The sequence below is a fragment of the Halobellus sp. Atlit-38R genome (genome assembly GCF_003665925.1).
GTDB classification, from domain to species: Archaea; Halobacteriota; Halobacteria; order Halobacteriales; family Haloferacaceae; genus Haloquadratum; species Haloquadratum inordinatus.
The window spans coordinates 1-19,180 of sequence record NZ_QXIJ01000010.1 but is presented as its reverse complement, the minus strand read 5'-3'; the positions used below and the strand labels follow the sequence as shown (position 1 = coordinate 19,180).

Below are 19,180 nucleotides of genomic sequence, written 5' to 3'. Positions count from 1 at the left end.
TGTCGTTATTCGATCTGCTCGCGGTAGTCGTCTGCGTCGAGTGCGTCGTCGGGTACCTGTCCGTCGATCTCGAAGAGCCAGCCCTCGCCGTACGGGTCGGTGTTGAGCAGTTCCGGCTGATCGAGAACAGCCTCGTTCGTCGCGGTCACCGTCCCCGAAACCGGAGTGTAGATGTCCGAGACCGCCTTGATGCTCTCGACGACGGCACAGGCTGCTCCGCTCTCCAGGGAGTCACCCTCGCCCGGGAGTTCGACGAACACGACGTCGCCGAGTTCGTCCTGTGCGAAGTCGGTGATCCCGATTCGAAGGGTGTCCTCACGGTCGTCGATCCACTCGTGTGAGTCGGTGTACAGTACGTCGTCCGGTGTCTCGTGCGTCATTGGTGCTCGGGTTCCTGTAATGCGTCGTTCGTCATCGTCTCTGTGTCGAGCGTTCGGTGCGGATTATTCGCCACACGATTCGAGGAAGGGGGTTTCGACGACGGTCGCCTCGACGGACCGATCGCGGATCAATACGGTGAGTTCGGTGCCGGGCGAGGCGAGACTGGAGTCGACGTATCCAAGCGCGATCGGGATCCCGATCGAGGGACTCATCGTCCCGCTCGTCACCCGTCCGACGGAGTCGCCATCGGAGCGGATCTCGTAGCCGTGACGAGCGATCGCTCGCTCCTCGATGCGCAGTCCGACGATCTGTTCGTCGGTCCCGTCTCGGGCCTGTTCTACGGCCGACCGACCGACGAAGTCCCCGCTATCGAGGTCGACGACGAATCCGATGCCAGCCTCGTAGGGAGTGTGCGGTTCGTCTTCGGGGTCGAAGTCCTGTCCGGAGAGTAGCAATCCGGCTTCGAGACGAAGGGTATCTCTGGCGCCGAGCCCACACCGCTGGACATCGTCGAACAGGGTGTCGATCGCCGTCGCATCGTCGCCGGGGAACAGGATCTCGACGCCGTCTTCACCGGTGTATCCGGTCCGGGCGACGAGGCACTCGACGTCACCGATCGAGGTCTCCGCGACGGTGAACGGCTGCAACTCGTCGATTGGGTCGTCCGCTTCCGTCTCGACACGAGCCACCGCCTCGGGACCCTGCACCGCGATCATTCCTGTCTCGGCGGTCCGGTTCTCGACTGTCACGTCGAGGTCCCAGCGGTCGGCGTGCTCGCACAAACGATCGTACAGGGGCTCGTCGTGGCCGGCGTTCGGCACGACGACGTATTCACTCTTGCTCGGGTGGTCGTACACGACGATGTCGTCGAGTATGACGCCGTCGGACCGGAGGAAACACGAGTACTGGGCCGCACCCGCTTGAAGGCTCCGGATGTCACTCGGAACGAGTCGGTGTAACAGCGTCTCCGCGTCGGGCCCGTCGACCACCAGCTGTCCCATATGGCTCACGTCGAACAGCCCGACGCTGTCCCGAACGGCTCGATGCTCCTCCCGGATCGAGTCGAACGAGACTGGCATCTCCCACCCACCGAAGTCGGTGAAGTCAGCGCCAGCCTGACAGTGAGAGTCGTACAGCGGTGTTTGGTTGGATGACACAACGTACACTACACAACTGCAGGTATTTATGCGTTTTTTACTTGGATAATTACGTATTTGTTGAATTCTGTCCCAGAATTTTTCGCGACACGTGAATGCAATGGGTCGGGGGCTCAGGAAGTGAGTCACCGATATCGATCAGTACGGATCTGTCTGACCGATGGGCTGGGTCCGCGTTGACGGCGTACTGTGGCGTCTCAGCGGCAGAGCAGAAAATCCGATCGGAGCAGTTCGGTGAGCTATCTCGCGGGGCCCCGAGACGGCTTTCGCCTCTGCGGGATAGCCGTAGTGGACAATTCGGGTCAATTACTCAGAGAAGGTGTTTGATTTGGTATTTATACGACAATTGGTGTCTAAAACAAAGCCTGAGATGACGACAACGATTCTCTCTCGGGAGTCACGCTCCGGTGAGCCCAGCAAATTCGGATTTCGTGAATATTTATAAACTGCCTCGACAACAGTCGACCGTGCCAAGAAATGGACGCGAACTAACCACGACCGCCACCTCGCTCCGGGTCGTCGACGTGATCAGTCGACTGGAGGGGGCCCAGATGAGCGAGATCGCTGCGGAGTTGGATCTGGCCAACAGCACCGTCCACGCTCATCTGACGACGCTTCGCAACCACGAACTCGTCGTGAAGGAGGGCAACGAATTCCACCTCGGAATCAAGCTCTTTCACCTCGGCGAACAGGCGCGGCACAGAAAGCCCGAGTACGAAATCGTGCGACAGCACGCGCACAGACTGAGCAATCGCCTCAACGAGGAGGTCGCGTTCGCCATCACTGAGCACGGCCGGTCAGTCATCATTTTCGACGAGAACAACGACCCCACGAAAGAGGGCTTTCAGGTGGGACGGTACTTCCATATGCACAACTCCGCGAGCGGCAAGGCGATGCTCGCAGAGTGGTCCCGCGAGCGCATCGAGGAGGTGCTCGATCGGTGGGGGCTCCCCAAGGAGACCGAGAACACGATACAGAGCAGGGCCGAACTCTACGAGGAGCTAGAGCGGACCCGCGAACGCGGCTATTCGCTCAACGACCAGGAAGCCCTAGAAGGGCTGATGGCCGTCGGGATGGCCATCACGAACCCAGACGGGAGCGTGCTGGGCTCGCTGGACGTGTCGGGACCGCCGTATCGACTCTCCGAAGACCAGATCGCCTCGGAGTTGCGGGAGACCGTGATCAAGATCGAACGCGAAATCGCGTCTCGGTGAACGATTCTGCCCTGTCCGTCTCCGTCGAGCGCTCCCCGGAGGCTGCGCTCTTGTCTCACGACTCGCAGAATTGATCCGTATGGACGCGCGTCGAGTCTCACCGGAAAGTCACTGAGCCACTGGGCGGTCGGAAGTTCCCATACTGTTGACCGCGACCGATCACGTCCCGGGGTGACTGCAGTACACAGATCCTCGTAGCCGGGGTGATAGTAGCATTTTCGTTGACCTCATTGATCAAAATGCGTTCGTTTTATTCATTTTGTTCGTTCTATTCGTTTTATTCATTGACCTATATGAATTCAACGAGTGTGTTTGCAAATGGACCGCGGTGCTGGGGGTGGATGCCTACAGCTCGAGGGAGCTGAAAAATCAACAGACAGAGAACGAAAACCCAGCCCTGACCCTCACTCCAGATCTCGGTCTCCACTGCTGACGAACTCTTTGACAACCTTCTCTTCCGCACGGTGGAGTTTCTCGCTGGTCGTCGACTTCGCGAGGCCCACAGCGTCGGCCAGTTCGGTGAGTGTACAGGTCCGCGGCGTGTCGTAATAGCCCCGCTCGATTGCTGTCTCGAGGAGATCGTACTGTGCCTCGGTCAGGAGCGATTGGGTGTCAATCGACCGTGTGATCGACAGTAACTCGAACGGAATACCGAACTGGTCGAGTAGCGTGCCGAGTTCCGAAAGCTTCTCTCGGGAGGCCGTCAGTTCGAGCGTCACCTCCCCGTCGACGATGGTGATCGGAAGTTCCAGTGGCACTCCCGCTTCGCTCAGTGAGCGGATCAAGAGCGGTTCCGTCGTCTCGAATTGCACGAGCGCGCGGTCGGCCTGCGCTTCGAGAACCGTCACCGAAACGACGGAGTCGTACCTGTCGACCGTGGTCACTATCGGTTTGATGTCGTCTGCGGTAATCTCGACGAGTCCGACCCCGGTTTCCCCGGTGGGCATCGCAGCGAGCACCGTGAACTCGGCGTCGGGATACTGCTTCGAGAGCGTCGAGACCCACACCTGTTCGGGGAGTTCCAGACAGAGCGTCGCTCGGGGCATCGTCGACGTATCTGTGTTGGAGTGGAGGTGGAAAAATACGCACGAATATGTTCGTCTTCACATCGGGTCGAAATCGGTGAGCACCTCCTGTGACGGAAGCCGAGGGTTTTCGCCCCGAAGTTGAGAAAACGTGTCCCTATGCCCCGGGGATCCCGAACGCTCCGACGCCGAGTCGGAGAACCGAGTTCACGAGCAGGAGGATGATCAGAGCCGCAAGCCAAGCCACGACGCCGATCTGAGCGGCTTTGACCCAACCACCCGGGTACCGCCAGTTGATGACTCCGACCCACACGACCAGCGCGATGAGCGGACCGATGAGCGGGATCCAGGCAGTGAGCGCCCAGCAGATCGCACCGAGCACCGCTGTGATGACTGCGTGTCCGTAGTCGTCGACGTCGACGACGAGCCGAGCGCTGACGTAAATCGCCAGCCCGCCGATGAGCAAGGCGATGACAAACGCGACGATGGAACCGACAAAGGGAACGGCCATACTGTACTATCAGTGGACAATGGAATAACAGTATGGGGACCAACCAGAACACCACCCTGCAAGTGTTCTAGGAGGCTGGCTCTCGACAGTGGGAACCACGATACTGTGGTGTCGCACATAGTATGGGGTCCGGTCTCACGGACACCACCCTGCAAGTGTTCTGCCCCGTTCGTTCCCGGGCGGTGATTTCTCGAGGAGTTGTGCCAGAGATCAGCCGCCTCGTCGAGGTCACAGACTAGATTGCTCTGGATTTTGTGGACCGACAAGACACCCGAACCCAAGCAGGCGGTGCCGCTCGATTTCTAATGAGTGACTTCCGCTGCGACCCCCCGCGAAAGAGATAAGTGTTATCATTCTACACGTTAATTGTTATCATATAGTAACGGAGGTGGCCCCTATCACAAACTACGGATTCGTAATCGATAACCGGAAGTGCATCGGCTGTCACGCCTGCACAGTCGCCTGCAAGGGCGAACACGACGACCCCATCGGCGTGAACAAGACGTGGGTAAAGTACATCGAGAAAGGGGAGTTCCCGAACACGAACCGGAACTTCTCTGTGATGCGCTGTAACCACTGCGACGACTCCCCCTGTACGGATGTGTGCCCGGTCACGGCCCTCTGGGAGCGCGAAGACGGCATCGTGGATTTCGACCCAGAGCGTTGCATCGGCTGCAAAGCCTGTATGCAGGGCTGTCCTTACGACGCGCTCTACATCGACCCGAACACCGAGACTGCCGCAAAGTGCAACTACTGCTCGCATCGGGTGGACTCGGGCCGGGAACCGGCGTGCGTGACTGTCTGTCCCGAAGACGCCATCCTCGCCGGTGATCAGGAGAACGCCGACACCGAGATCAGCCGCACCATCTCTCGGGAGGAGGTCCAGGCTCGCAAGCCCGAGAAGGGAACGGAGCCGAAGCTGTTCTACGTCGACGGCGACGAAGGCAGCACCACGCCAGGCACGACCGCGCGCGAGGAACACTATATGTGGAGCGACGCCCCACACCAGGTGGAGACGGAGGGCGCAGAAGTTCCGGACTTCGACCTCCAGAAGGCCGCCGAGTCGTTGGCCGAGTCCGATGTCGCCCTCGGGGGTGGCGACGACGAGTCGGAGGCCCGCGCCGATGGCGGGAATCCAGACTGCGGCTGCGACTCCTGTGCCTGTGGTACGGGCGAGAAGTCGGAATCGGCCGCCAACGCGGACCCGCTGTCCGACGGCGGCTACGGGACGGCGGCCGCGGCGACGTCGAACGACGACGACTCGAAGGGTCGCACCGAGCGGGCCTACGAACTCCTGCACGAAGAGGCCAAGCGCGTCTACGACGTCGGCGAGAGCCACTATCAGTCGTGGGGCTGGGAGGTGTATTCGTACACGTGGACGAAGGGCATCTCCGCCGGGACGCTGCTGCTATCGGCGCTGTTTATGCTGTTTGGCGTGGTCGACCCCGACCCGATTACCTTCGCCGCGAGCGCTTTGGTCAGCAGCCTGTTCCTGGCTGCGACGGGCGTCCTCCTCATTCTGGACCTCGAACAGCCGACCCGATTCCACTGGGTGCTGCTGCGGCCGAACTGGAACTCCTGGCTCGTGAAGGGAGCCTACATCATCACAGTGGCCGGCGCGTACCTCGGGTTTGCCGTCGTCGGGGGCTTCCTCGGCGTCGAAGCCGTCGTCCATCCCGTCTCGCTGGGAGTCGGCGCTGTCCTCGGCGCAGCGACCGCCGTCTACACGGCGTTCCTGTTCAGCCAGTCGAAGGGCCGAGACCTCTGGCAGAGCCCCGCGATGCCGCTACATATGTTCGCCCAGTCGGTCATCGCCGGCGGCGGGACGCTGGTCATCCTCGGTGTCGTGGGCGTGCCCGGCTTCGGTGAGATGGTCGGGCCGTCCGCGCTGGCACTCGGCGCCGGATTGGTCCTGCACGCCGTCCTCGTCGCCTCCGAGATATTCACGCCGCACCAGACCGAGGACGCCGAGGAGGCTGCCGCCCGGATCACCCGTGGCCGGTTCCGGACAGCGTTCTGGGCCGGCGGTGTCGTCGTCGGCATCGTCCTGCCGCTGGCGGCGCTTGCCGTCGGGTCACCTGCCCTCGCGGCGGCCGCCGGCGCACTCGCGCTGGCCGGACTGTTCGCCTTCGAGTACTGCTGGATAACTGCCCCGCAGACCATTTCACTCGCCTGATTATGGGACACGAATTCGATCCGAGCCGTATCGAGAAGTTCGCCGAGCGGCTCGGCGTGATTTCGAACCGAACCGAAGAGACGAAGAAACAGCGACAGCGCCGGGGCGTCGACGGCGTGGACCGCATCGCGCCCGAAGGCCAACTTGGCTCGTATCCCGACCCCGAACAGTGGCACGACTGGGTCGAGTACGAGTCCGAAGGCCTCCCGAAGGAGTACTCCGTCGTGCCCACCGCCTGCTTCAACTGCGAGGCGGGGTGTGGATTGCTCACGTACATCGACAAGGGGACGGGCGAGATACGCAAGATCGAGGGTAACCCCGAGCACCCCGGGAGCCGGGGCCGGAACTGTGCGAAGGGGCCGGCCACCATCAACCAGGTCAAGGACCCACAGCGGATCCTGTATCCACTCAAGCGTGACGGACCCCGAGGGAGCGGACAGTGGACCCGTGTCTCCTGGGACGAGGCGCTCGAGGACATCGCCAGCGAGATGCGCCAGACCATCAAGGACGGCCGCGAGAACGAGATCACCTACCACGTCGGGCGTCCCGGCCACGAAGGGTTCATGGACCGCGTGATCAACGCGTGGGGGCTGGACGGCCACAACTCTCACACGAACATCTGTTCAGCGGGCGCCCGAGCGGGCTACGCCTTCTGGCAAAAGTACGACCGCCCCAGCGCGGACTTTGCGAACGCCGAGTTCATCCTCTTGCTGTCGGCCCACCTAGAGTCAGGTCACTACTTCAATCCTCACGCCCAACGCATCATCGAGGGCGTTATGGAGGGTGGCCAGCTAGCCGTCCTCGATCCACGGCTCTCGAACACGGCCGCAATGTCGGACTTCTGGCTCCCCACACAGCCAGGGAGCGAGGCGGCCGTCCTGCTGGCGATGGCCAACGTCATTCTCGAGGAGGGGCTCTACGACGAACAGTTCCTCCGGAAATGGGTCAACTGGCAGCAGTTCCTCGACGAGGCACATCCCCACCGAGAGCGGACGTTCGAGACGTATCTCGACGTACTCCAAGAGACGTACGCAGACTTCACGCCCGCCTACGCCGAGGCCGAAAGCGGCGTCGATGCCGATATGATCGCGAAGGTCGGCCGCAAGATCGGGACCGCCGGCTCTCGATTCGCCAGCCACATCTGGCGGTCCGCGGCGTCAGGTAACGAGGGCGGCTGGCAGGTCTCACGAACGCTGCACTTCCTCTCAGTGCTCACCGGCAGCGTCGGCACGAAAGGTGGCACCGCCCCCAACGCCTGGCACAAGTTCGAGCCCGAGATGCCCAACGAACCGCCCCGCCAGCAGACCTGGGACGAGATGCAACTCCCGCCGGAGTGGCCGTTCGCTCACTACGAGATGAGCCAGTTACTCCCGTACTTCCTCAAGGAGGGGCGCGGAGAGTTGTCGGTGTACTTCACCCGCGTGTTCAACCCCGTATACACCTATCCGGACGGCTTCTCCTGGATAGAGGCACTGTCCGACGAGGATAAGGTCGGGATGCACGTCGCGCTCACGCCGACGTGGAACGAGACGGCGTATTTCGCCGACTACGTGTTGCCGATGGGCCACAGCCCCGAGCGCCACGACATCCAGAGCCAGGAAACCCACGCCGCGACGTGGGTCACGTACCGCCAGCCGGTCCAGCGGGAGTACGCAGAGCGCGAGGGCGAGGACGTAGACCGCACCTACGAGGCCAACCCCGGCGAGGTCTGGGAGGAAGACGAGTTCTGGATGGACCTCTCCTGGCGAGTCGACGAAGACGGCGATCTCGGCATTCGCGAATACTTCGAGTCGCCGTACCGCGATGATGAGGGCGAGGAATCGGCCGGTGGCGGCGCGGCTGACGAGCGTGAGGGGACGGTCAACGGCGGCGCGACTGACGAGCATAAGGAGTCGGCCAGCGACGGCACGGCTGACGAGCACGAGATGGGCGTAGATACTGCCGACGCCCCACAGATGACCGTCGACGAGTACTACCGCTACATCTTCGAGCACGAGGACAACCTCGTCGAAGCGGCTGAAGAGAAGGGGATGGAGCCGCTTGAGTATATGAAACACCACGGGGCGTTCGAGGCCAGCCAGAACGACTACGAGCTCCACGAGGAGCCGGTCGATCCAGCCCTGTTGGAGCACGAAGCCGTGTTTGTCGACGAGTACGACACCATCCATCGGGTGCTGTCTGCTGACGCCGATGTCGGCGCCGCAGAGACAGAGCCCCTCGACTACGACGGCGACGCCTTCGAATCCCGCGTCTACCAGCACGACCGGGTCGCGCTGGGCGATCTCGAAGACGTCGAAACGACGGTCGAGGGCGTCCTCGTCGACGGCGAACCCAAGCGCGGGTTCCCCTCGCCGACAGGCAAACAACAGTTCTACTCGAAGACCCTCGCCGACTGGGGCTGGGACGACGACGAGTACACCATCCCCCACTACCTCAAGAGCCACGTTCATCCCGAGAACATCGACTACGAGGCCGGCGAGATGGTGCTGGTGCCGACGTTCCGGCTGCCGACCCAGATACACTCCCGGTCTTCGAACTCGAAGTGGCTAGAGGAGATCTCCCACAACAACCCCGTGTGGCTCCACAGCAAGGACGCAGCGCGCCTGGGTGTCGAGACGGGCGATCTTGTCCGGGTAGAGACCGACATCGGCTACTACGTGAACGAGGTGTGGGTGACCGAGTCCATCAAGCCCGGCATCGCCGCGATGAGCCACCATATGGGGCAGTGGAAGATCGATCGTGACGGTGACGGTGACGCCGACGGCGACTACGACGAGGGTGGCGATCCGTATGGAAAAGTCACCGTCGACCTACAGGACGGGGACAGCACGTGGGGTATGCGCCAGCAATCGGGCATCGGCCCGTTCGACAGTGACGACCCCGACTCCGCGCGGGTCTGGTGGACCGACGGGGGCGTCCCGCAGAACCTCACGCACGCCCCCCACCCCGACCCCATCTCGGGGATGCACTGCTGGCATCAGAAGGTCCGCGTCCGGCCCGCGACCGAGGACGACTACTACGGCGACGTTTACGTCGACACCGAGCGGTCGATGGAGATCTACCGCGAGTGGGTCGAAAAGACCAGCCCGGCACCGGGCCCCGATGGGATGCGCCGCCCGAAGTGGCTCAAGCGGCCCATCGCGCCCCCGACCGAGCCCGGCGAGGACGACGCCTGGTTTATCGACGGCCCAATCGGCCGTGAGAACCGCTGGGACGCCGAGAGATTCGGCCCGCAGCGCGATGAGTGAGCCGGATCCGGGGCGTAGTTCCGCGATAGCCCGAAACTCGGCGGGATCGGAGGGGCGCGAACGATGACGTCCGAGGCCTCTCCGACCGACCGTGCCGCGGCCGTCCGCGACGCCATTGCGTCGGCGGGCGTCGGCGAATCCGAGCTCCACGCCGACCTCGTCGCAATCGATGGCGTTGGTGAGGTCGTCGTGCGTGATGGCGTAGCCTCGGTCGAGGTCTCGCTCCCAGTACCGAGCGAACGACTCCGAGAGCACCTCGCCAGCGTCATCGCCGACGCAGCGGCCGGGGTCGAAGACGTCGACTCCGTCGAGGTCGGGTTCCGCGGAGACCCCGCTGACCCCGGCGACCGGATCGAAATGGTGCCGGACGTGAAGAACGTCGTCGCCGTCGCCTCCGGCAAGGGCGGCGTCGGCAAGAGCACTGTCGCGGCGAACGTCGCAATCGCGCTGGCCGACGCCGGCGCCTCCGTCGGCCTGGTCGACGCCGATGTCTACGGCCCGAACGCGCCAGCATTGTTCGGCCTCAGTGAGCGGACACCCGACACGACGACAGCTGACGAGATGGTCCCGCGAGAGGCCCACGGCGTCCGTGTGATGAGTATGGGATTCCTCACCGACGAGGACGACCCGGTCATCTGGCGGGGGCCGCTAGTCGACGAGTTCATCAAGCAACTGTTCGGCGACGTCCACTGGGGCGAACTGGACTACCTCATCGTCGATATGCCACCAGGAACCGGTGACGTGCAGCTGTCGCTCGTCCAGCACTTGCCCGTCGCGGGCGCGATCATCGTGACGACGCCCCAGGAGGTTGCCGTCGACGACGCCGGTCGCGGCCTCGTCGGATTCGCCCGCTACGACGTCCCCGTGCTCGGAGTTATCGAGAATATGGCCGGCTTCGAATGCCCCGATTGTGACGAGGTCCACGACATATTTGGGACCGGTGGCGGCGACTTCCTCGCCGAAGAGTACGGGGTGCCAGTCCTCGGCCGCGTACCTCTCGACCCCGCTGTCGGGACCCTCGCACCCGACGAGGGCGAAGATCAGGCAGTCACCGGAGCTGGCATCGACCTGCCGCTGATCGGGCGGCTCCAGTTACCTCGCACGCGTGAGGAGCGCGAACAAACTGGGTCCCTGCCTCCGATGGCGCTGCGCGAGAGCGGGGGCGAAGCCCGCGGGCGGCTGAGGGCTGCCGCCACGCGCGCCGCAGCGCGACTGAACCAGGCTGCCGTCCAGTTCGACCACTGACTGCTCCTGATCGCGTCGCCTCGTCCTCGAGTGCGGACAGCAGTTGACCTATATTACAAGGCTCGTCTCCAGACACACCACCCTGCAAGTGTTCTAACGGCCCATCGACGATACACAGACACACCACCCTGCAAGTGTTCTAACGGCCCATCGACGATACACAGACACACCACCCTGCAAGTGTTCTAATGGCCCATCGACGATACACAGACACACCACCCTGCAAGTGTTCCATACGGTCTGTCGACGAGGCGCACACACACACCACCCTGCAAGTGTTTTAACGGCCCATCGACGATACACAGACACACCACCCTGCAAGTGTTCGGTGTAGGTGGTGAGTGTTGGAGGAAAAAGCAGGATCCCCCTACGTGACGAGATTGAACAGGGAGTTCGCGCTCTTTGTGCCAAGGCCTCCGCCTCGAATTAAGTGAAGTGCCAGATCTGCTGTTGAGTCTCGTCGTCAGGATTGGGGGCCTCGAAAGATGTTGCCTCGTCCTCTTTGTAGTGTTCCAAGATATTCCACACATTGTTCGGGAGCGCTTCCTGATAATCGGATTTTACGACAGCATTGATGATGTCGATAGGATCGTCGGTAACCTCGTAGATGAATCGTCGACCGCCACGGCGACCCTGATTGTGGTCTTCAGATCTGACGAACCCCTGCATCGAAAGCTGATCGAGGTATTCGTAGAGTTTGCGCTCGGAACGCGGGTCGCTACCCACGGCCTCGGTGATCGACGAGTACAGCGTGTAGATCCGCTTCGTTCGAGCCTCGTGCTCGGGTTCGATGATCGCGAGCGTTGTCGCAATGTATGCGAGTGCCTGCTGTCGAGTGAGGTCGTTGTCGAACGAGTCGAGAATCTCGTCCGTCTCTATCGTTTCGGTGGCCCGGCGAGTGTGGTCCTCAGTGACCGACGATTTTCCGTCCATCCGCGCGTATTCGCCGGCTTTTTCGAGGATCTTGAGTCCCTGGCGAACGTCACCCCGCTCTTGGGCGGTGAATGCCGCAGCGAGTGGGATCACGTCGTCGCTCAAGACGCCATCGCGGAAAGAGAGATCGGCATAATACCCGAGAATGTCACGGAGTTCGTTGGCATCGTACGGTCCGAACTTGATCTCCCGCTCACCGAGGGTGCTTTTGACCTTGGGCTCCAGCGAGTCGACGAACTTCAGGTCGTTCGAGATACCGATGAGGCCGATACACGCCTCGTCGATCGCAGCGTTCTCACTCGCCTCTGCACGCGGGAGGTCGTAGAGGAAGTCGTTGCGGGCGTCCGGCGGTATATTGTCGATCTCGTCGAGGATGATGAGGACGTTCCCACCTACATCTTCGATTTCTTCGTACAGGAACTCGAAGACAGTGTCCGTGCTATATCCACTCTTCGGGAGTTGATTGTCGGGACTCCGGAACTCGTTTACGAGTCGGCTGACGAGCCGGTAGGACGATTTGTAGTTCCGGCAGTTGACAGGGCCGAGGATGTCAAGGTCGACGTTCTGCTCGTCTGCTTTCTCGAGTAACATATCCCGGACCCACTTGGTCACCGCTGTCTTGCCGACTCCCGTTGGCCCATACACGAAGACGTTGTTCGGTTCGTGGCCGACCACGACGTCTTGGAGGGCGTTCACATAGAGGTCGATTTCTTCATCTCGGTGGAAGATCGTCTCGGGGTCGAAGCTGTCCTTCTTGAGCGGTTGCTTGGCCGCGAAAATCTCGTCCCGCCCATCGAACGGATTCTCGTCCGTCTGTACCATCTTACTCCCAGTTTTTAGCGTCTGTCGTTATAAAACCCAGCACCAGGCTGCAAGTGTTTCAAGTGTTTTGCGTCTCTCGGTTTTTCGGACCCACACACACCACCCTGCAAGTGTTCTTAGATTTCGCGTGTGAGGGGCAGTTCCTCGTCATTCCCAACGTGGAGTGGCCTTTCCGCTAGCTAGAGTTACTGCCTACTGCTGCTACAACTGACTAGAATATCCCGTTATAATATAATATAAATCTTTTTGAAAAAGTAAATAATGGAATAGTAGCTAGAGAAAGAAAACGTAGAAGCGTCTCTATCAGTATAATATGAATATAGACAACTAGTGACCATTTTATTTATATGCTACTGGTCTCTGTCCATATTATCGGGTATCTCATTGCCGACGCTCAGAACACTTGCAAGGTGGTGTGTGTGTGTAGGTACTAGGGATCCCGTGTGAACGATCTCGAAATATTTGATCAATCGGCTTTTCGAGGCCTGTAACTGATTGTGATAGCCTCAGCGGAGTTCAGGGAGTTGGGATTGGTACTGCCTCTAGGAGCTGTGGAACACCTCTCTGCAAGTGTTCTTTTGGAATCGAGCGAACCAACACGGTTTGAGTCCCGAGTACCCCGATCCTCCACAACTGCAGAACACTTGCAAGGTGGTGTCTGAGGGATCATTGTGGGTTGGCTCCGACGCCTCTGCCGTTTCGATGCTAAAAATACCTCTCTAGCGCTAGCAAAGGAACCGTAGAAAAGCGACGGGTGTTATGTGGTGTGTCGCGAGTTGGAGCCGTACTCTGCTACCCTGAACGAGTGAGACGTAGCACACGAGCGATGTAGATCTGCTTCCAGAGGGCCCACCCGCCGACAGCGATAGTTGCCAATCCAAACAGCGTCAGACCGACCGCCCCCCAATGCATCTTCGTGAGCGCACACGACAACGTTTCGTCCGCACACGCCCCAAACAATTCCTGTCTGACGGCACCAAAATAAGTAATCCACACGCCGGCGAATCCGGCGCTGGCACCGGCTACTGCCTTCAAAACGAGTTCTGCGACAGTCGGTGGGTTGGCACGTATCGCGTGCTGGACTGTTCTCCGAGGTCCGGTTCGATGGGAAGCGATCGTCGCGATAACCAAAAATATCGCCGCAGGAACGAACAGCAGTCCGGCCGACCACATTCCGAAAACCGTGAACCCGAGTAACAAGAGTGAGGCCATCCAAGCGATCGGAGTATGATTCGTCCATACTCCGAACATTCCAAGGAGACTGAAAAGGACGGCAAGCAGCACGATCCCGCTGAAGAATACATCCCTGAACGGATGTGGACTCCAGAGCCATCCCGCAGCGACACTAGCGGCGAAGACCGATAGCGCGCCGAAGAACCGGCTGACAGGCTCAAGCTTAGCGTGGTGGAGGGCGAGAACCATATCGGAACTTCACTGCGGTCGAACTTAATTCCTCACAATAAAATAACATTCTTGCGCGATGTCGTTCAGCGCAGACGACCTCACTCGTCCACGTCGTCCCGGGCGTGAATCTTGGCCTGTTCGCGAGCACTGGGATTGACCGACTCTTTGAACGGGACCTTCGCCAGCGTCGCATAGACAGGTTCGCCGGGCTCCGCTGCGTACTCGTCCGGGAGGTGTACCTCGAACTCCAGGTCGAGATCTGCGTCGTATATCGAGTCGTCGAGCGGGACGTCGGTCGCGGCCTGTAGTTTCTCTGCTGGCACGAATCCGAGGCCGAGGTTCGCCTCGAGATCCGGATTCCACCCCGCCGACGTCAGGTAGCCACATTCGTCGCCCGTCTCTGGATCCGAGATGAGCCAGTAGTCCGAGGCCCATTCCAGAATCGGGTCGCCTGCCATTTTCAGACCAACCAGTTTGTGCGTGAACGGGAACTCGCCGTTTTCGATGGCTTCCTTTTGACGTTCCAGTTCGGCTTTGCCGACGTAGTCCGCGTCCTTATCGTCGGGGACCTGATAGCCGAGGTTGACCTGGAAAGGCGACGTCTCGTGGTCCATATCCTGCCCTAACGACAGGATTCCGGCAGCGATCCGTCGACGACCGTTTACTGGCGCCGCGGCACCACCGTGGTCTTTGACCGTTTCGAGTACCGGGTTCCACACTGCTTCGGCGTTCGTTGTCGCTTCACGGACGTATATCTCGAACCCTGCCTCTCCGGAGAAGCCCGTTTGGCTCACCAACACCGGGACGTCGTTGATAGTCGCTTCCAACAGTCCGTAGTACGGAACGTCTTCGACCGCGTCATCGATGAGCGACTCGATCACGTCGGGCGATTTCGGGCCCTGAATCTGCATCGGCGAGACGTCGATCTCGTCGACGTCAACCTCGAAGTCGTTCCCAATTGTGACCCCTTGCAACCACTGCAGTAGGTCCGAATCGGCGATGGAAAACCAGAACTCGTCGTCGTCGGGACGCAACAGGACGAAATCGTTGAGGATGCCACCGTCATCGTTGCAACAGATGGCGTACTTGCCACGCATCGGCTCGATGTCAGTCGCATCCCGCGTGATGACGTAGTTGACGAATGCCTCTGCGTCGGGCCCTTTAACACGAATCTGGCGTTCGACTGCGACGTCCCACAGCGCTACGTCGTTGACCAGCAGTTCGTACTCGGCTTCCGACCCTCCGTCTTCGGGGTCGATGAACGCCCGAGGGTGATACATATGGTTGTACACCGTCGCCTCGTGACAGCCTTCCTCGACGGAAAGATGCCAGAATGGCGACTTCCGGACTCGGTTCGAAATCACGAGATCGATGTCTGCGTCGCCTGATTGACGCAGATTTCTGGGAATGGTGCGGTCCGATTGGTCGACGCTGGGGTAGTTCGGATGGTGTTGATTTCCAGGCATTATTATCTATGTCTGTGGTCCTACGCCGTTGTTGAACAGCTGTCCCCAGAGACGCTCGAATCGACCGGCTTCGACCGGCGAGGTGGCCCTGGCGGGGAGGTAGAGTTCTAGTTCGGTCGCTCTGTCTCGGTCGTCAGCGCGGGTTCTCGCTACCATGCGACACAGTTGACGACCCGTACCCGCATTGAGTTGTATCTTAACTTTATAACATATTTAAGTAGAGGTCCGGAAGAGTCTGTGAGGCTGCGGAGTGACGAACACTGAGGCGACAGATTTCTGGCGTATTTGGATCGAAACTCGTTCACATTCCCCTATTACATCCGCGGTGAAGGTCCACTACCAGTTACAATTCGGGACTGGCAGCTGATGGTCGTATCCGCGATATTCACCGTATCGACACCACCGTAAATCGGCAAGTAGCTCACGCGGCGTCGACTCACAGTCACCCTTCACCCGCTGGAGGGATAATACGGTGAAAGAGAGTGCCCAGGATCTGACCATATCTAGCGATACGAATTTTTCGTGGACCTAGTTAGTCTTGAGTTGGCTGTAGTACTCAACTAATCGATACACTAGTGTAATTGATATTCTTGACCAATCAGATTCCGGAGACGATCCAGATGGCTGCTCATACAGTTCTTAGTAAAAGGCGTAACACGAACGTGAATGTTTCTTGCGAGCCAGATCCCGAAGCTCTTGTTCTACTAATTTATTTTCATATTAGTTATATTTACAACTATTAGTTTCAAAAAATATCTAAATTGTTAGAACCAGAGGGTCCTGTAGCAATCAGTCGTATTTCTGAAAAAACACGTCCCTCGACTTGGACAACTGAAATCACTTGGCGGAGACTTCAGCCGAGTTCGGGCTCTCCGGCTTGACGCTCGACTGGGAGGAATTCTTAGATTGGCTATAGTGGATTCGAACCTGGATTATTCGAGTTTGATCCATCGCCTCTACCTGCAGTTGTACACCTTCTACACCAAATTTTTCTCCCTGCTCAACGAGCCGGCCAGCCCGGTGAACAAGAGTCCTGCGAGCGTCTCGAATTCCTCCCCATCTGGTAGGCCCAAGCCAAGTTGCTCATTTACCGTAGCAATATCTACATCACCGCGAACAAGCGCTGTCGTTTCGTCAAGTCGCGTGATCGGTGCATCTTCTGCTCCTTCGAGGATTTCCCCGACGATTTCTTCTGTCAGATCCTCTATCGTCACGAGTCCTTCCGTCGTCCCGAATTCGTCGATAACGACCGCCATCTGAGTTCGAGAAGTCTGCATTTCACTGAGTAGTTCGTCTACAGATTTACTCTCTGGGATATGATGGGGAGGGTCTAAGAGTTCAAGCCCGCTAAGAGGACAATCTTCGCCACTTCGGTGGGCTGCAATGAGCTTATGAATATCAGCGGTTCCGACGATATCATGTGAACTACCCTACCCTACTCGCTCACGGCTGACGCCGTTCGCTCCTTGAGGGTAGGGCTTCCTGCTTCCACGACGCGCTTTGCAGACACCTGAGTGGTGTCCGTAGGGAGCGCAGTCTCCACAGGCGTTAACGAATCGCTGCGCGATTCGTTCGCACACCAGAAATCGAAGATTTCTGGGGACGTTGATTCGGAGTGTCCCACTCCTACGTCTCCGAGACCGCGAGAAAGAATGTTCCACGCCGCATTCGCGTCCCTATCCGCCTCGAACCCACACGACGGACACGAGTGTTCGCGTACCCACAGCGGCTTGTCGGTCGAAACCCCGCAGGACGCGCACTCCTTGGTCGTCCCTCTCGGGTTGACCGCGGCGAAGTGTGTTCCTTCACGCTCGCACTTGTATTCGAGTAACGAGAGGAACGTCCGCCACGCGGCGGAGGCGGTGTTGCGGCTGTTCGATGGCGATTCCAGCATCCCCTTGACGTTCAGGTCTTCGACCGCCACGAGGTCGTACTCCCGAGCGTAGTAGTTCGAGAGCTTGTGGAGGAAGTCGCGGCGCTTCCGTCGGAGATCGGCGTGACACTCCGCGACCCGTCGCCGTTGCTTCTCGTAGTTCGCAGAACCGTGTTGCTTCCGCGAGAGCTTCCGTTGCTCGCGTTCCAGTCGCTCCCGCTCGGCGGAGAGGTCGAGCGACCCCACTGCGGTTCCGTCGGTGTCGTGTGCGTACTTGAGAATCCCTACGTCGATACCAACACACTTCTCGGGGTTCTCGGGCGGTCCGGGCGGTTCGTGGTCCATTTGGACGCCGAAGGTGGCGAACCATTCGCCCGTCGGTTCCTTCTTGACCGTGACCTGTTTAATCGTCGCGTCGTCGGGGATGGCGCGGTGAAGCCGAATCGGTACGTCTGCGAGTTTCGAGAGTGACAGTACAGTCTGACCGCCCTTCTTGTCGAGCTTGAAGCCAGACTGACTGTACGTGAAACTGCGGAACTCCCGTGGTGGCTTCCACTTGAGTTGGCCGACGCCGTAGCCGTTCTCCTTGAGCTTGGAGAGGCCTTTGAGGTTGTCGAACAGGCGTTCGACGACGGTTTGGAGAACCTTCGAGTACACGTCAGAGAGGTCGTCCCACCACGTTTTCAGGTCGGGGAGCTCCGCCCGAAGCGTGGTCATAGACGGCAGTTCGCCGTGTTCGTCTTGGTACTCGTTGAGGCGGCAGAGCGTGTGGTTGTACAGTTGCCTACAAATGTCTCGGTGGCGGTCCAACTCCTCGCGGTGGGCGTCGGACGGCTTGAGACGGTACTTGTAGGCGTAGTACATCCGTTACTCTCGTTTCTCGATTAACTCGTCCGAGGGTGTCATAGAACGAGTAGCACACCAAAGAGCAGGGTGAACGCTGAGGTGGATGAGTTCAGCGACCCTGCAAGATGATCCTTCGGTAGAGTCGTTCTTCAATGTCGCGGAAACCGAGACGCTAGCGTTGTTTGAGCATCTCTCTTTCGAGTTTCTCGAAGAGTTCGACGTGTTCGCCCCGGCGGAGACGGGGCGAACACGAGAGCACGAACCACCAGAGCTGATGCGTGGCTTTCTCCACTGCTACTACAAGGACATCTACGGCATTCGTCCCGTTGAACGAGAGCTTCGGAACACGGTGGTCTGGCTGAGCTGTGGCTTCGATCGACCGCCGTCAAGAGACGCGGTCGATCGCTTCCTCACTGACCTCGAACACGTCGTCGACGAGCTCTTTGACCGACTCGTCGAGCAGGCCGCCCGCCGTGGCCTGCTCGACGTCACCTACTGCATTGATTCAACTGATGTGAGGGCGATGCCCGCCGATCAAGACGCATCGAAGTGCTACGATCCAACCGACGACGAGTACTACCACGGCTACGGCTGTACGATCGTCTCGACCGGACAAAAGATCCCGATCGCGGCGGAGTTCACAGAGAGTAAGCAAGCGCCAGAGGAGACGGCGATGCGCGTCACGCGTGACGCGCTCGCCGTCGCCAAGCCGATCTGGATGGTCGGTGACAGCGCCTACGACACGCTTGACTGGGCTGTGTTGAATCGCCATACTGCAGTGGAATTCACTGTTTCACAGCCCGCTTGATGTTATAGACGACACACATCAGAGCGATTTCTCGGAACTCACGGAACCAAGAACGCGCTCGCACGGCGAAG

At 59.7% G+C, this 19,180-nt stretch carries 12 protein-coding genes and 3 pseudogenes; 5 read left to right on the top strand and 10 right to left on the bottom strand.

Translation table 11 applies throughout. The features are described from left to right. Window positions 1-5 precede the first annotated feature (5 nt). A complete protein-coding gene (gene gcvH, locus D3D02_RS13345) occupies window positions 6-380 on the bottom strand; it encodes a glycine cleavage system protein GcvH (protein WP_121570487.1) in 375 nt (124 codons plus the stop codon). 63 nt (window positions 381-443) lie between these two features. After that, window positions 444-1,538, bottom strand: coding sequence for a glycine cleavage system aminomethyltransferase GcvT (gcvT, locus tag D3D02_RS13340; RefSeq protein ID WP_121570571.1), 1,095 nt, complete (start codon window positions 1,536-1,538; stop codon window positions 444-446). A gap of 467 nt (window positions 1,539-2,005) precedes the next feature. On the opposite strand from gcvT, the gene D3D02_RS13335 reads away from it, so the two are divergent. Beyond that, window positions 2,006-2,752 (top strand): IclR family transcriptional regulator, encoded by a 747-nt coding sequence (locus D3D02_RS13335; protein WP_233560656.1) that lies wholly within the window; start codon window positions 2,006-2,008, stop codon window positions 2,750-2,752. Between the two features lie 404 nt (window positions 2,753-3,156). Here the strand turns inward: D3D02_RS13335 and D3D02_RS13330 are convergent, their stop codons facing one another. Beyond that, window positions 3,157-3,798, bottom strand: coding sequence for a helix-turn-helix domain-containing protein (locus tag D3D02_RS13330; protein WP_121570486.1), 642 nt, complete (start codon window positions 3,796-3,798; stop codon window positions 3,157-3,159). Between the two features lie 136 nt (window positions 3,799-3,934). Further along, window positions 3,935-4,288: a hypothetical protein gene (locus D3D02_RS13325; RefSeq protein WP_121570485.1), complete on the bottom strand. Its 354-nt coding sequence runs from the start codon at window positions 4,286-4,288 to the stop codon at window positions 3,935-3,937. A 388-nt stretch (window positions 4,289-4,676) separates the two neighbouring features. On the opposite strand from D3D02_RS13325, the gene D3D02_RS13320 reads away from it, so the two are divergent. The 3 genes from D3D02_RS13320 to D3D02_RS13310 all read left to right on the top strand — a co-directional run bounded on the left by D3D02_RS13320 (window position 4,677) and on the right by D3D02_RS13310 (window position 10,957). Then, window positions 4,677-6,464, top strand: a complete 1,788-nt coding sequence (locus D3D02_RS13320) for a 4Fe-4S dicluster domain-containing protein (RefSeq protein ID WP_121570484.1) — start codon at window positions 4,677-4,679, stop codon at window positions 6,462-6,464. A gap of 2 nt (window positions 6,465-6,466) precedes the next feature. After that, window positions 6,467-9,712, top strand: coding sequence for a molybdopterin-dependent oxidoreductase (locus D3D02_RS13315; protein WP_121570483.1), 3,246 nt, complete (start codon window positions 6,467-6,469; stop codon window positions 9,710-9,712). Between the two features lie 63 nt (window positions 9,713-9,775). Beyond that, a complete protein-coding gene (locus D3D02_RS13310; protein ID WP_121570482.1) occupies window positions 9,776-10,957 on the top strand; it encodes an Mrp/NBP35 family ATP-binding protein in 1,182 nt (393 codons plus the stop codon). Between the two features lie 426 nt (window positions 10,958-11,383). On the opposite strand, the gene D3D02_RS13305 is transcribed toward D3D02_RS13310, so the two are convergent. From D3D02_RS13305 to D3D02_RS13285, 5 genes and pseudogenes are all read right to left on the bottom strand, one after another. Continuing rightward, on the bottom strand, window positions 11,384-12,712 hold the full coding sequence (locus tag D3D02_RS13305) for a Cdc6/Cdc18 family protein (protein ID WP_121570481.1): 1,329 nt from the start codon (window positions 12,710-12,712) through the stop codon (window positions 11,384-11,386). Between the two features lie 792 nt (window positions 12,713-13,504). Further along, complete coding sequence (locus tag D3D02_RS13300; RefSeq protein WP_121570480.1) at window positions 13,505-14,134, bottom strand: hypothetical protein; 630 nt, start codon at window positions 14,132-14,134, stop codon at window positions 13,505-13,507. Window positions 14,135-14,214: 80 nt separating this feature from the next. Then, window positions 14,215-15,582, bottom strand: a complete 1,368-nt coding sequence (locus D3D02_RS13295) for a glycine cleavage T C-terminal barrel domain-containing protein (protein ID WP_199723094.1) — start codon at window positions 15,580-15,582, stop codon at window positions 14,215-14,217. An 837-nt stretch (window positions 15,583-16,419) separates the two neighbouring features. Beyond that, window positions 16,420-16,967, bottom strand: a pseudogene (locus tag D3D02_RS13290) (transporter associated domain-containing protein). Between the two features lie 50 nt (window positions 16,968-17,017). Next, window positions 17,018-18,319, bottom strand: a complete 1,302-nt coding sequence (locus D3D02_RS13285; protein WP_121570479.1) for an RNA-guided endonuclease TnpB family protein — start codon at window positions 18,317-18,319, stop codon at window positions 17,018-17,020. 85 nt (window positions 18,320-18,404) lie between these two features. On the opposite strand from D3D02_RS13285, the pseudogene D3D02_RS13280 reads away from it, so the two are divergent. Further along, window positions 18,405-19,055 (top strand): annotated as a pseudogene (locus tag D3D02_RS13280) (transposase); the annotation flags it as partial. 31 nt (window positions 19,056-19,086) lie between these two features. Here D3D02_RS13280 and D3D02_RS13275 read toward each other — a convergent pair. Next, a pseudogene (locus D3D02_RS13275) lies at window positions 19,087-19,180 on the bottom strand (IS5/IS1182 family transposase); the annotation flags it as partial.

Coding starts and splice junctions, on each gene's coding strand:
- D3D02_RS13315 (WP_121570483.1), top strand. CDS start 6,467: ATGGGACACGAATTCGATCCGAGCCGTATCGAGAAGTTCGCCGAGCGG.
- gcvH (WP_121570487.1), bottom strand. CDS start 380: ATGACGCACGAGACACCGGACGACGTACTGTACACCGACTCACACGAG.
- D3D02_RS13310 (WP_121570482.1), top strand. CDS start 9,776: ATGACGTCCGAGGCCTCTCCGACCGACCGTGCCGCGGCCGTCCGCGAC.
- D3D02_RS13300 (WP_121570480.1), bottom strand. CDS start 14,134: ATGGTTCTCGCCCTCCACCACGCTAAGCTTGAGCCTGTCAGCCGGTTC.
- D3D02_RS13285 (WP_121570479.1), bottom strand. CDS start 18,319: ATGTACTACGCCTACAAGTACCGTCTCAAGCCGTCCGACGCCCACCGC.
- D3D02_RS13330 (WP_121570486.1), bottom strand. CDS start 3,798: ATGCCCCGAGCGACGCTCTGTCTGGAACTCCCCGAACAGGTGTGGGTC.
- D3D02_RS13305 (WP_121570481.1), bottom strand. CDS start 12,712: ATGGTACAGACGGACGAGAATCCGTTCGATGGGCGGGACGAGATTTTC.
- D3D02_RS13325 (WP_121570485.1), bottom strand. CDS start 4,288: ATGGCCGTTCCCTTTGTCGGTTCCATCGTCGCGTTTGTCATCGCCTTG.
- D3D02_RS13295 (WP_199723094.1), bottom strand. CDS start 15,582: ATGCCTGGAAATCAACACCATCCGAACTACCCCAGCGTCGACCAATCG.